This window comes from Leifsonia sp. L25 (genome assembly GCF_050632895.1).
This window is the reverse complement of the sequence record NZ_JBODRZ010000003.1, coordinates 994597-1007928: the sequence shown is the minus strand read 5'-3', so window position 1 is coordinate 1007928 and position 13332 is coordinate 994597. Positions and strand designations below refer to the sequence as shown.

Below are 13332 nucleotides of genomic sequence, written 5' to 3'. Positions count from 1 at the left end.
CGTTGCCCTGAGAGAGAAGAGTTCACGATCATGACCATGCCCACGGCCGCCCCGTCGGATCGATCCGGCGTCAGCGAGCGCGTCCCCGCCGAGATCGCCCGTTCCTGGCTCTTGGTTTCCGGTCGTCGCGCCGACGAGTTCGACGAGGCCCACCGATCGCGAGCAGATCAGATCGTGCTGGACATCGAAGATGCCGTCGACCCGAGCCTGAAGGCGGCCGCGCGTGCCGACGTGGTGACCTGGCTTTCCGGGGGCGGATCCGGATGGGTGCGCATCAACGACCGGACCACGACGTTCTGGAGTGAAGACGTGGACGAGTTGAAGGGGCTCCCCGGGCTGCGCGGTGTGATGCTTGCCAAGACGGTGTCGGCGGCCCACGTAACGGAGACCTTCGACCGGCTGGGCGCCTCCACTCCGGTGCTGGCTCTGGTCGAGTCGGCACTGGGCATCGAGGAGGCCGTTTCGATCGCTCGCGCGCGCGGGGCCGTCCGGCTGGCCTTCGGCAGCGGCGATTATCGTCGGGACACCGGCACCAGTGCCGACGAGATGGCCATGGCCTACCCACGGTCGCGACTCGTTGTCGCGTCACGGATCGGGCGCCTACCGGGTCCGATAGACGGTCCCACCGTGAGCTCCAGCCACCCCGTCCTGCGCGAGCAGTCCGCCGTGTCCGTGGCGCTGGGAATGACGGGCAAGCTCTGCCTCGACAGGGACCAGCTGCCGGTGATCAACGAGGTCATTTCTCCGACTCAGTCCGATGTGACCTGGGCGCGGGACTTCCTCGCAGACTTCGAGGCGCGGGGGCGGGAGGTACGCGACGGCAGCGACCTCCCTCGTCTCGGCCGTGCACAGAAGATCGACAAGCTGGCTCGCGCCTTCGGGGTCGAGCCGGTCTGATCGGGCAATGGGAGGTCGGAGCCGGCGGACGACGCGACCTGAGGGCCCATGGCGACTATCCCGCCTCCCGCAGTGCGCTTGTCGCACCATTGCGCGCCGACGCTGCACCCCTCGCGAGGCACCGCCTCCCGGTAGGCGCTAGCCGTCGTCAGTTTTATATGCGTGACGTACTCCCGGGTGTATAAAACTGACGGAGGTTGTTGACAGTCGGGTCTTCCAGTTGGGAGGAAGACTTCATGACCAGATCACTCTCCGCCTCGGCCCAGCGGGCCATTGAACGGCGGGCGAATCACAAGCTTGCTCTGCTGCGGCATGTTGAGGAAGTCAGCGGGAACATCGCCGCGAGCTGCCGCTACTACGGCGTGAGTCGGCAGGCGTACTACCACTGGCTGAAACGCTATGAGGCGGAAGGGTTCGAGGGGCTGAAGGATCGCTCCAGCGCCCCGCACCATTCCCCGACGGCGACCGATGCGGAGGTGATCGAGAAGATCCTCTGGCTGCACCAGCAGTATCACTTCGGGCCGGAGAAGATCACGATGTATCTGAAGCGGTATCACGACATCACGATCAGCGCCTCGGGGGTCTGGCGGATCCTGAAGAAGGTGGGCCTGAACCGCCTCCCCGCCTCGCAGCGTTACAAACGGCGCGAGATCCGGTGGAAACGCTACGAGAAGCAGCGCCCGGGCCACGCCCTGCAGGTGGATGTGAAGTTCATCGAGCCGCTGGGCCAGACCGGCAAGAAGAAGCGCTACTACCAATACACGGCCATCGATGACTGCACCCGCCTGCGCGTGCTGAAGGCCTACCCGACCCACGATCAGAAGACCGCGATCCGCTTCATCGACCACGTCCTCTCCAAACTCCCGTTCAAGGTCGAGAAAGTCCAAACCGACAACGGCAGCGAGTTCGGCCAATCCTTCCACTGGCACCTGCTGGACAAAGGCATCGACCACATCCGCATCAGACCCGCCACCCCACGCCTGAACGGCAAGGTCGAGCGCTCCCACCGGATCGATGCGGAGGAGTTCTACCGACTCCTCGAGGGCCAGGTGATCGACGACGTCAACCTCTTCAACGACCGCCTCCAACAATGGGAGGACTACTACAACTACGATCGACCACACGGAGCCCTCGCAGGCCAAACTCCTACGAGCGACTCAAGCAGAAAACACAGGACCCGCTGTCATAAGCCTCCGTCAGTTGCACAACGTACTTGTCATGTCTCAGGACATCGGTAACGCTTCTGCCTCAATAGATCGGTGACAGTTCGGGCTGTCTTGGTGGTGACACTTCTCTCCATTGTTTGAGGGATGAGCGCTGTTGATCCTGTTGATCCTCGTGTCCGTCTTGCGATTGCTCAGTGGCCTGATGATGCGCCGCGGGGAGCGGTGACGACGTTCTGTCTGGAGCAAGGGATCGCGCGGAAGACGTTCTATGCGATCCGCAAGAGAGCGCGCCTGGAGGGGCAGGCAGCGGCACTTGAGCCGCGGACCCGTCGACCGGCGGCGAGCCCGAACAGGTTGTCGGATGAGGTGAAGGCTCAGGCGGTCGCCGTCCGGGCGGCGTTGGAGGCCTCCGGACTCGACCATGGGCCGATCAGTGTTCACGAGAAGATGCGGGCGCTGGGGATGGAGCCGGTGCCGGCGGTCTCGTCGCTGGCGCGGATCTTCCGCGATGCGGGCGTGGCCAGGCTGGAGCCGAGGAAGAAGCCGCGGGCATCGTATCGTCGGTTCGTCTATCCGGCGCCGAACGCGTGCTGGCAGTTGGACGCGACCGAGTATGTCCTCACCGGTGGTCGCAAGTGCGTGATCTTCCAGCTGATCGACGACCACTCCCGGCTCGCGGTCGCCTCCCATGTCTCCTGGGGTGAGACTTCCGAGGGCGCTATCGCCGTGGTCAGCAAAGGCATCGCTGCCCACGGCGTCCCGCAACGGCTGCTCTCCGACAACGGGGCCGCGCTGAACCCGTCCCGGCGAGGAGTGCTCGGGCAGCTGGTCGCTTATCTGCGTTCGCTCGGGGTGGAGCCGATCACCGGCAAACCCTATAAACCGACCACGCAAGGCAAGAATTGTGAAGACTTGTCATGGTGCTGCGACGGTCTCGGTCTGACTCAGGCCAAGAACTGACCATGGTGTCCTTCGTTCGATTTGTCGACCGGGGCCGGCGCAGTATCCAGGAGCGCGCCGGCCGACCGGATCTGACCTGATAGGAGCTTGGACTAGAAGCCCCATCACAGTTCTGTCGACCCGCCCGACCGGCTCGCCCCGTCCGTTCAACCAGCGCGCACGGAAGGAGCACCTCCAGCATGACAATTGAATTGACCGATGTCACGGTCATCGGCGGAGTCGACACTCACAAGCACACCCACTACGCCGCCGCCATCGATGATCATGGTCGGCTGCTCGGCCACCACGAGTTCCCCGCCACCGGACCCGGCTACGACGCTCTTCGGTCCTGGATGCGCAGCTACGGCAGCCTCGCCTCTATCGGGGTGGAAAGCACCGGCTCGTTCGGCGCCGCGCTCGCCCGCGAGCTGACGAGAAGCGGTGAACACGTCATCGAAGTGAACCGGCCCAACCGGATCGCAAGGCGGATGGACGGCAAGTCCGATCGCCTGGACGCCGAGCAGATCGCCCGCGCAGTGCTCGGCGAGACCTCCACCGCTGTTCCCAAGAGCAAGTCCGGCGCGATCGAGGTGATCCGCACCCTGCGGGTCGCGCGCTCTGGCGCGGTCAAGGCACGCACCCAGGCCTTCAACGCCCTGTTCGGCGTGATGATCGGCGCGCCCTCGCAGCTGCGCGACGAGCTCGTCGATCTGACCAAGCGCACACTGGTGAACCGATGCCTCCACCTACGACCTGAGACAGAGAATCTTCTCTCGCTGTTGTCGGATCCTGCTCGTCTGCACCTGGCCGGCACGAAGCTCGCCCTCCGCGACCTCGCACGACGCTGGAAGACCCTGGACGACGAGGCCAAACGGCTCAGCACACAGATCGCGGACCTCGTCAACCAGACCGCTCCCGACCTCGTCGCCTTACACGGAGTCGGCGTCGAAGTCGCCGCCCAGTTCTTAGTCACCGCCGGCGACAACGCCAACCGCATCAAGAACGAGGCAGCCTTCGCCAAGCTCTGCGGCGTCGCCCCACAACCCGCCTCCAGCGGCCGAACCACCGGACGACACCGGCTCTCCCGCAGCGGAGACCGCGCCGCGAACAGCGCCCTCTACATCGTCGCGATCGTCCGAATGCGCCGACACGAACCCACGCTCGCCTACGTCGAACGCCGCAGCGCCGAGGGTCGCACCAAACGCGAAATCATCCGCTGCCTGAAGCGATACATCGCTCGAGAGATCTACGCCAACCTGCCCCAAATCGGCACTTGACGAACATAGGAGCATCGAGCGCTTCCACCAGACCCTGTTCCGCTTCCTCGACAAGCAACCGATGGCTGCCACGCTCGAGCAGTTGCAGGGCCAGGTCGACGCGTTCGATCTGATCTATAACACCGAACGCCCGCACCAAGGGCTCCCCGGTCGGGTCACCCCGGCGACGGCTTGGATGGCGACACCGGTGGTCGAACCACCACGCCCGCCTGCTCAACCTGCGGCGCCGATCGGGGACAAGGAGGGCCCGTGGGAGACGCGGATCCAGACCAACGGCACCGTCTATGCTCGCGGCACCAAGTTCCAAGTCAGCCGCACCCTCGCCGGCCAGATCGCTTATCGGCTCGAGGAAGACGACCGGCTATTGATCTTCGACGCACACGGCACCCTCCTAGCCGAATATCCATGGCCGGCATCCGGGACCAAGTATGTCGGCAGCGGCAATCCCCGAGGACCCCGTGGGCCACGCACAATCCGCTAACTGTTACCGATGTCCTGAGACATGAACTGTTACCGATGTCCTGAGGCAGAACTGTTACCGATGTCTTGAGACATCACAGTTGCACAACGTACTCCCGGGTTGTCGGCGCTCGTTAGGAATTGAGCAGAAACGCTCGTGAGGAATTGAGCACCTGATCCAGATTGGACGGGTGATCACCTTGGAGCATTGGGCCTTGATTCGGCGGCTGCACTTGGCAGAGGGAGTGCCGAAGGCGCAGATCGCCAGACAGCTCGGGCTGTCGCGGAACACGGTGGCGAGGGCGTTGGCCTCGCCAGCGCCGCCGACCTATCAGCAGCCGCCGAGACCGTCGGCGTTCGACGAGCTCGAGCCGCGGGTCCGGTCGCTGCTGGCCGAGTTCCCGACGATGCCGGCGACGGTGATCGCCGAACGAGTCGGTTGGGCAGGGTCGCCGTCGTGGTTCCGGAAACGGGTCGCCCTGCTGCGGCCGGAGTATTCACCGAAGGACCCAGCCGACCGGCTGGACTACTCCCCGGGCGACCAGGTCCAGTGCGATCTCTGGTTCCCGCCAGCGCGGATTCCGACTGGGACCGGCCAATGGGCGTCCTTCCCGGTGCTGGTGATGGTCGCCTCGTATTCACGGTTCATCACCGCCCGGATGCTACCCACCCGCAAGACACCGGACCTGCTGGCCGGCATGTGGTCGCTGCTGAGTGGGCAGCTGGGCGCCGTTCCCCGACGACTGATCTGGGATAACGAGGCCGGCATTGGCCGCCGCAACCATCTCGCGGAGGGCGTCACCGGGTTCTGCGGGACGCTGGCCACTCGGATTGTTCAGCTCAAGCCCTTCGATCCGGAGTCCAAGGGCATCGTCGAACGAGCGAACCAGTTCCTGGAGACCTCGTTCATGCCTGGCCGCCAGTTCGAGCACCCCGACGACTTCAACGCCCAGCTGGCGACCTGGCTGACCAGAGCGAATCAACGAACGGTCCGATCGCTCCAGACCCGGCCGACTCAGCTGATCGAGCTGGACCGGAGGTCGATGCTGGCGTTGCCGCCGTTGGACCCGCAGGCCGGGTTCCGCAACCGGATCCGGGTCGGCCGGGACTACTACACGCCCGTGCTCGGCAATGACTACTCCGTCGACCCGGCGGCGATCGATCGGATGGTCGATGTCAGCGCCGACTTGGAGCGGGTCCAAGCGCGTCTCGCCGGTCGGCTGGTCGCCGACCATCCCCGCAGCTGGGGACGCGCCGGACGGATCACCGACCCCGAACACGTCAGCAGCGCCGGCCGGCTGCGGGTCGCGTTCCAGCAACCGTGGCCGAAGACGATCGAGGATGCCGGGATCCTGCGGGATCTGGCCGACTACGACGCCTTCTTCGGCATCACCCTCGACCAGGAAGAGCACACCGCATGACTAGCACCGCGATCAAGCAGATCGACCATCTCGCCCGGGCGCTGAAGGCGCCGCGCATCCAGGAGCACGCTGCCCGGCTGGCCGAGCAGGCCCGCGACGCCGGGTGGTCCCACGAGGAATACTTAGCTGCCGTCCTGGATCGGGAGGTTTCGGCCCGGGACTCCTCCGGATCGGATCTGCGGATCCGGGCGGCCGGGTTCCCCGCCCGCAAGACGATCGAGGACTACGTGTTCGATCACCAACCCGCGCTGAAGCGCGACACGATCTTGCACCTGGCCGGCGGGGCTTTTCTCGCGGGCGGGCAGAACGTCGTCCTGATCGGTCCGCCCGGGACTGGCAAGACACACCTGGCGATCGCGCTCGGGATCAGAGCCGCCCACCTGGGTCACCGGGTTCTGTTCGGCACCGCAACCGAATGGGTAACCCGCCTGCAAGCCGCCCACACGGTTGGCAAGCTCGGCGCTGAGCTGGCCAAGCTGCGCCGTTACGGGCTGATCATCGTCGACGAGGTCGGCTACATCCCGATCGAGCAGGACGCCGCGAACTTGTTCTTCCAACTCGTCTCATCCCGTTACGAACACGCGTCGTTGATCCTGACCAGCAACATGCCCTTCGCCCGCTGGGGCGACGTCTTCTCCGACCAAGTCGTCGCCGCGGCCATGATCGACCGCATCGTCCACCACGCCGAAGTCGTCACACTGAAGGGCTCCAGCTATCGACTCCGAAACACCGAGATCGAGACGCTACCCTCCGTCCGCGCCGAAAACGCGGCAAACTAACCACACAACGAAGTGCTCAATTCCTCACGAGCGAAAGTGCTCAATTCCTGACGAGCGCTGACTGTGATCCATCAGGACATCTCTGACGAAGCTGCATCAATAGAGCTCTGACGTTTCGGCGGGGTTTGGTCCTGACACTTGCCCTCAATGTTTGAGGGATGAGCCGTGTTGACCCTGTTGATCCTCGTGTCCGTCTCGCGATTGCTCAGTGGCCTGATGATGCGCCGCGCGGGTCGATCACCACGTTCTGCGCCGAGCACGGGATCGCGCGGAAGACGTTCTACGCGATTCGGAAACGGGCAGCGGAGGATGGGCAGGCGGCTGCGTTGGAGCCGCGGTCGAGACGCCCGCGCAGCAGCCCATCGCAGATCGCCGACGCGGTCGTCCAACGAGCGATCGGAGTCCGCGCCGCGTTGGAGGCCTCCGGACTCGATCACGGCCCGATCAGTGTTCACGAGAAGATGCGCTCGCTCGGGATGGAACCGGTGCCCTCGACCGCCTCTCTGTCGCGGATCTTCCGCGAGCAGGGTGTCGCAAAGATTGAGCCGAGGAAGAAGCCCCGGGCGTCCTATCGTCGGTTCGTCTATCCGGCGCCGAACGCGTGCTGGCAGCTCGACGCCACCGAATACGTTCTCACGGGTGGTCGCAAATGCGTGATCTTCCAGCTCATCGACGACCACTCCCGGCTCGCGATCGCCTCCCACGTGTCCTGGGGTGAGACTTCCGAGGGCGCTATCGCCGTGGTCAGCAAAGGCATCGCTGCCCACGGCGTCCCGCAACGGCTGCTCTCCGACAACGGGGCCGCGCTGAACCCGTCCCGGCGAGGAGTGCTCGGGCAGCTGGTCGCTTATCTGCGTTCGCTCGGGGTGGAGCCGATCACCGGCAAACCCTATAAACCGACCACGCAAGGCAAGAATTGTGAAGACTTGTCATGGTGCTGCGACGGTCTCGGTCTGACTCAGGCCAAGAACTGACCATGGTGTCCTTCGTTCGATTTGTCGACCGGGGCCGGCGCAGTATCCAGGAGCGCGCCGGCCGACCGGATCTGACCTGATAGGAGCTTGGACTAGAAGCCCCATCACAGTTCTGTCGACCCGCCCGACCGGCTCGCCCCGTCCGTTCAACCAGCGCGCACGGAAGGAGCACCTCCAGCATGACAATTGAATTGACCGATGTCACGGTCATCGGCGGAGTCGACACTCACAAGCACACCCACTACGCCGCCGCCATCGATGATCATGGTCGGCTGCTCGGCCACCACGAGTTCCCCGCCACCGGACCCGGCTACGACGCTCTTCGGTCCTGGATGCGCAGCTACGGCAGCCTCGCCTCTATCGGGGTGGAAAGCACCGGCTCGTTCGGCGCCGCGCTCGCCCGCGAGCTGACGAGAAGCGGTGAACACGTCATCGAAGTGAACCGGCCCAACCGGATCGCAAGGCGGATGGACGGCAAGTCCGATCGCCTGGACGCCGAGCAGATCGCCCGCGCAGTGCTCGGCGAGACCTCCACCGCTGTTCCCAAGAGCAAGTCCGGCGCGATCGAGGTGATCCGCACCCTGCGGGTCGCGCGCTCTGGCGCGGTCAAGGCACGCACCCAGGCCTTCAACGCCCTGTTCGGCGTGATGATCGGCGCGCCCTCGCAGCTGCGCGACGAGCTCGTCGATCTGACCAAGCGCACACTGGTGAACCGATGCCTCCACCTACGACCTGAGACAGAGAATCTTCTCTCGCTGTTGTCGGATCCTGCTCGTCTGCACCTGGCCGGCACGAAGCTCGCCCTCCGCGACCTCGCACGACGCTGGAAGACCCTGGACGACGAGGCCAAACGGCTCAGCACACAGATCGCGGACCTCGTCAACCAGACCGCTCCCGACCTCGTCGCCTTACACGGAGTCGGCGTCGAAGTCGCCGCCCAGTTCTTAGTCACCGCCGGCGACAACGCCAACCGCATCAAGAACGAGGCAGCCTTCGCCAAGCTCTGCGGCGTCGCCCCACAACCCGCCTCCAGCGGCCGAACCACCGGACGACACCGGCTCTCCCGCAGCGGAGACCGCGCCGCGAACAGCGCCCTCTACATCGTCGCGATCGTCCGAATGCGCCGACACGAACCCACGCTCGCCTACGTCGAACGCCGCAGCGCCGAGGGTCGCACCAAACGCGAAATCATCCGCTGCCTGAAGCGATACATCGCTCGAGAGATCTACGCCAACCTGCCCCAAATCGGCACTTGACGAACATAGGAGCATCGAGCGCTTCCATCAGACCCTGTTCCGCTTCCTCGACAAGCAACCGATGGCTGCCACGCTCGAGCAGTTGCAGGGCCAGGTCGACGCGTTCGATCTGATCTATAACACCGAGCGCCCGCACCAAGGGCTCCCCGGTCGGGTCACCCCGGCGACGGCTTGGATGGCGACACCGGTGGTCGAACCACCACGCCCGATCCCGCAGCCGGCTGCCCCGGCCGGGGATGACGGGATACGGATGACGCGGATCCACGACAACGGCACCGTCTATGCCCGCGGCGCCAAGTTCCAGGTCAGCCGCACCCTTGCCGGAGCGATCGCCTATCGGGTCGAGGAAGACGACCGGCTGCTGATCTTCGACGCCGTCGGCACCCTCCTGGCCGAGTATCCCTGGCCGGCTCCGGGGACCAAATACGTCGGCAGCGGCAACCCCCGCGGACCCCGTGGGCCACGCAAGAACCGGGGAGTGTCAGAGATGTCCTGATACATCCTTTGTCAGAGATGTCCTGATGCAGAAACGTCAGAGATGTCCTGAGACATCACACTGACGAGCGCTGACACGGGTGCCGGACGTGGACACATTTTGGACACACTTGCGTTCATATTCATGTGATTGGGGCCACGCCGGGTCATCGGAAATCGTTGATTTTCCGCGGATTCCGCGGACCGGAGCCACTGCAAACAGCGTCCCATACGAGCACACGGCTCATAATCGTGGTGTCGCGGGTTCGAGTCCCGCCCTCGCTACATAGCTTGAAAACACTGAGAACGGCGGCTGTTGAACAGCCGCCGTTTTCTCATGTCATGTCTCAGGACATAGGTGACACTTCTGCCTCAATAGATCGGTGACGCTTCGGGCTGTCTTGGTGGTGACACTTCTCTCCATTGTCTGAGGATGAGCCCTGTTGATCCTCGTGTCCGTCCCACGCACAACCCGCTAACTGTTACCGATGTCTTGAGACATCACAAGGCCTCGTCGCGTTGTACCCCTCCAATTTGCGCACATTCTGCGCACAAACGAGCGGGGTCAGTTGGGGTCGTAGCTTGTCGAACGGGGTTAGAAAAGGCGGAATTTCGGCGGATCTTCAGCTCGTGCTGCACCGTTCAAGGGCTCCGGATAGAGTTCGAATCCCACGCCCTCAGCACTAGTCGCTGCAGCTACGAATCACCACATTGAATCGACCTCGGAGACATGACGGCGCGTCGTCGTCGCATTCCGCTTGTCCGTGCGACGACGACGCGCCCGCAGATCGGGCAGAAGCGCGCTTACCTGCTCATGCCTAGCCCGGTCTGCACCTTCACCGTCGCCGGCGCCCCCGTCACGAAGCGCGCGAGCGTGATCGTGTCGATGTTGGGGCCGTAGGCGGTCGCGTTGCCCAAGGTGAGGGCGCCGCCGTCCGTGGTCAGCGTGAGGGGCACGGTCTTGTCCCAGTAGCTGCTCCACGAGTAGTCGTGCCGGAACGCCGCCCGCACCGTTCCGGCACCGGCCTCAGCGATGTCGAGGAAGCGGCTGATCACCTGCGGGTTGTAGTTGATCGCGGCGGACTTGTCGGCGTTGGCTGCGGCGATCACCAGCTGGTAGTCGCCGGCGCCGAAGCCCGCTGGGCGCGGGACGTTGAGCGTGTTGGCCGCCCCGTTTCCGATGTAGCCGACGTCGCGTACGACTCCCTGCGCGTCCGCCGACCCGTTGGAGTTCGCCGGCTCGGTCTGCACGCGGGCCGCGCCCGAGCGCGGCAGCGACTCCGCCTCGCTGTGGAACACGGCGCCCGGGTCGGCGTCCGACGCCTTCTGCGCCGCGCCGCGGAGCGTGGAGACGCCGCCGATGAGGGCACTGCCGGCGGTCGCGCGCACGGTCAGCTCGTTGACGCCCTGCGGGAGGTACACACGCGCGGTCGAGTCGAACGTGCCAGGACCGGTGGTGGCCGGGAGGGCGACCGTGCGGCCGTTCACCGACAGCGCGAGGGTCGCGCCGCCTCCGCTCGTCGCCGAGTGCACGGTGACGTCGTAGTAGCCGGTCTCCGCCGTGGTCGCGTAGAAGGTGGCGCTCGCGTCGCCCGACACCGTCGCGTAGCCGCGCGCTGCTGGTTGCTGCCACGACAGGGCGGCGCCGCCGGCGAGGCTCGCGTCCACGGCCGGGTACACGGCCCGCTCGCCGCCGGTCACGTCGTACAGGTCGAACCGGTCGAGGGTGATGTCGGCGCCGGGGAGCACGGTGGCGCCGTCCTTGCTTGCACGCAGCGACACTGCGTGCGTGCCGGCCGTGAGGTGGAGGGTGACATCCGTTGTGCCGCGGTAGGTCCAGCCGAGGTCGGCCGAGTACTTCACCAACTGGTTGTACGTGCCGTCGACGAACAGCGCGTGCTGGCCCGGAGCCTGGTTCGCTCCGGCGAGCACCGAGAGACGGTAGTCGCCGGTCGTCGGGGCGGTCACGTTCCAGGTCGCGGACGAGCCCGCGTTGTTGAACGAGCCGACGTCGCGACCTCCGGAGGCCATGAACGACCACTCCCGCGACGGGTCCTGGTTGTAGACGGTCGCGTTCGCGATGGTCGCGTTCTCGGCCTCCGTGCTGTTCACCAGGGCGCCGGAGACCGGCTGCGGGTCGGTCGACTGCGGCGTGATCTCGAGCTGATAGGCCGAGTACCGGTCGCTGTTCGGCACGGTGAGCAGGAGCTCGCCCTTCTGGATCTTCGCGGTCGTGGACAGGACCACCGGCGGCTGCAGCGACGCGCCCTCCGCGCCGTTCAGGCGGTCGGCGCGCACCTGCACCTGCACGGTCTTGCCGAAGGTGGAGACGTCGAGGCCCTTCACGTCGAGCGCGACGTCGGCGGACCCGCCGCCGAACAGCACCGTCGCCTTGCGGTTCGCCGCGTCGATGGCGGCGAGCCCTTGGAGACTGTCCGGGGTGTTCAGGTGCGGCGGAGTGACCGTCGCGGTCTTCGACCCGGCGAGGGAGCCGTACCAGTCGAACATCCACCAGCCGCCGTTGGCGCCGTTGTTGCGCGACGAGTTGTCGGACAGGTTGCCGGCGTAGTTCCAGAAGGCGGTCTGGGCGTCGACCTTCTCGCTCTCGAACATCGAGATCCACTGCACGAGCTGGCCCGGGACGCTCATGTCGCGCAGCATCCCGTACTCGGTGATGTTCACCGGGATGGGCTCGATGCCGAGCTGCGTCAGCAAGGCCGTGTAGGCGTCGTGGTGGCTGCGGAACGTCGCGAGGTTGTTCGTGCCGAGCTCGTGCCAGATGAACACATCCGGCAGCTCGGAGTGCTGCTTCGCGTAGGAGAGGAAGTCGGCGCTGCGGTCGGCGTGCCAGACGGAGTCGCCGGGTCCGCCGACGCGGGCGTGCCCGAGGCCGTGTTCGGCGTAGACGCTCTGGATGGTGTCGTAGGCGGCCGTCCAGTCGGCGAGGAACTGGTCCTTCTGCGTCGACCAGTTCGGGTACCAGTTGCCGCCGTCCGGCTCGTTGAACGGGATGAACACATACTTCGACGGGTCCTGCGACTTGATGGCGACGTCCTCCACGGCCTGCTTGAGGACCGGGAGGTAGTCCCAGATGCCGTCGCTGTTCGCGTCGCCCGGGCGCTTGCCGCCGTTGTACGGCCAGTCCGGGTACATGTCCTGCACGTACACGTAGAGGTCCTGACCGCCGCCGGCGAAGAACGACTTCTCGACCTGGAGGGCGTCGCCGCTGGGGTGCTGCGCGCCCTGCGGCGGCTTCTGCGAGGTGTTGGTGATGTGCGCCCCGTCGAGCACCGCCTGGCTGGGCACTCCGTCGTCGCCGAGGCCGTAGAGCGTCCCGGTCGCGCCGCCGCGGAAGGCGCCGGTGGTCTGCGAGAAGTCGACGGAGAGCGGGTCGGTCGGGGCGGCGGAAGCCGGTGCGGCCACGAGGCAGCCGACCATGAGGGCGAGGCCGGCGGAGGCGGCGATCGCGGGCGGTAATGCCCGGCGGCGAGAGCGCAGGGCGGGTTGTGCGGTCAAAGCAGTACTCCTTCGTACGGGATGGATGGACGGCTCCGTTCACAGCGACACTTCATCGGCAGAGCATGCACGCAAATGTGAAACCGCTATCATGATAGCGATATCGTCTACCCTCGCAAGAGGGGAGGAACCCAATATCCGCCTGGCTGATAGCGCTATCAGATTGATGCTTGC

At 65.5% G+C, this 13332-nt stretch carries 9 protein-coding genes and 2 pseudogenes; 10 read left to right on the top strand and 1 reads right to left on the bottom strand.

What is annotated here, in order from left to right:
* Positions 1 to 30: 30 nt before the first annotated feature.
* The 10 genes and pseudogenes from ACRAWC_RS08730 to ACRAWC_RS08685 all read left to right on the top strand — a co-directional run bounded on the left by ACRAWC_RS08730 (position 31) and on the right by ACRAWC_RS08685 (position 9664).
* Positions 31 to 897, top strand: coding sequence for an HpcH/HpaI aldolase/citrate lyase family protein (locus ACRAWC_RS08730; protein WP_431347368.1), 867 nt, complete (start codon positions 31 to 33; stop codon positions 895 to 897).
* Positions 898 to 1133: 236 nt separating this feature from the next.
* On the top strand, positions 1134 to 2135 hold the full coding sequence (locus ACRAWC_RS08725) for an IS481 family transposase (protein ID WP_431347367.1): 1002 nt from the start codon (positions 1134 to 1136) through the stop codon (positions 2133 to 2135).
* A gap of 72 nt (positions 2136 to 2207) precedes the next feature.
* A pseudogene (locus ACRAWC_RS08720) lies at positions 2208 to 2966 on the top strand (DDE-type integrase/transposase/recombinase); the annotation flags it as partial.
* A 236-nt stretch (positions 2967 to 3202) separates the two neighbouring features.
* Entirely contained in the window at positions 3203 to 4279 is a 1077-nt protein-coding gene (locus ACRAWC_RS08715) for an IS110 family transposase (RefSeq protein WP_431346400.1), read from the top strand.
* A gap of 13 nt (positions 4280 to 4292) precedes the next feature.
* Positions 4293 to 4760: an integrase core domain-containing protein gene (locus ACRAWC_RS08710; protein WP_431349401.1), complete on the top strand. Its 468-nt coding sequence runs from the start codon at positions 4293 to 4295 to the stop codon at positions 4758 to 4760.
* 178 nt (positions 4761 to 4938) lie between these two features.
* Positions 4939 to 6159: an IS21 family transposase gene (istA, locus tag ACRAWC_RS08705; RefSeq protein WP_407792084.1), complete on the top strand. Its 1221-nt coding sequence runs from the start codon at positions 4939 to 4941 to the stop codon at positions 6157 to 6159.
* Positions 6156 to 6938: an IS21-like element helper ATPase IstB gene (gene istB, locus ACRAWC_RS08700; protein WP_407792078.1), complete on the top strand. Its 783-nt coding sequence runs from the start codon at positions 6156 to 6158 to the stop codon at positions 6936 to 6938. The genes istA and istB overlap by 4 nt, the downstream gene beginning before the upstream one ends.
* Before the next feature lie 158 nt (positions 6939 to 7096).
* Positions 7097 to 7855 (top strand): annotated as a pseudogene (locus tag ACRAWC_RS08695) (DDE-type integrase/transposase/recombinase); the annotation flags it as partial.
* Positions 7856 to 8091: 236 nt separating this feature from the next.
* Positions 8092 to 9168 carry an IS110 family transposase gene (locus ACRAWC_RS08690; RefSeq protein WP_431346400.1) on the top strand — a complete coding sequence of 359 codons (1077 nt, stop codon included), beginning with the start codon at positions 8092 to 8094 and terminating at the stop codon, positions 9166 to 9168.
* A 13-nt stretch (positions 9169 to 9181) separates the two neighbouring features.
* Positions 9182 to 9664, top strand: a complete 483-nt coding sequence (locus ACRAWC_RS08685) for an integrase core domain-containing protein (protein ID WP_431349400.1) — start codon at positions 9182 to 9184, stop codon at positions 9662 to 9664.
* A gap of 782 nt (positions 9665 to 10446) precedes the next feature.
* On the opposite strand, the gene ACRAWC_RS08680 is transcribed toward ACRAWC_RS08685, so the two are convergent.
* Positions 10447 to 13158, bottom strand: coding sequence for a CBM35 domain-containing protein (locus ACRAWC_RS08680; RefSeq protein WP_431347366.1), 2712 nt, complete (start codon positions 13156 to 13158; stop codon positions 10447 to 10449).
* Between the last annotated feature and the right edge of the window lie 174 nt (positions 13159 to 13332).

Bases quoted from the DNA above. Each gene is read 5' to 3' on its own strand.
- ACRAWC_RS08730 (WP_431347368.1), top strand. From the start codon at position 31: ATGACCATGCCCACGGCCGCCCCGTCGGATCGATCCGGCGTCAGCGAG.
- ACRAWC_RS08690 (WP_431346400.1), top strand. From the start codon at position 8,092: ATGACAATTGAATTGACCGATGTCACGGTCATCGGCGGAGTCGACACT.
- istB (WP_407792078.1), top strand. From the start codon at position 6,156: ATGACTAGCACCGCGATCAAGCAGATCGACCATCTCGCCCGGGCGCTG.
- ACRAWC_RS08725 (WP_431347367.1), top strand. From the start codon at position 1,134: ATGACCAGATCACTCTCCGCCTCGGCCCAGCGGGCCATTGAACGGCGG.
- ACRAWC_RS08715 (WP_431346400.1), top strand. From the start codon at position 3,203: ATGACAATTGAATTGACCGATGTCACGGTCATCGGCGGAGTCGACACT.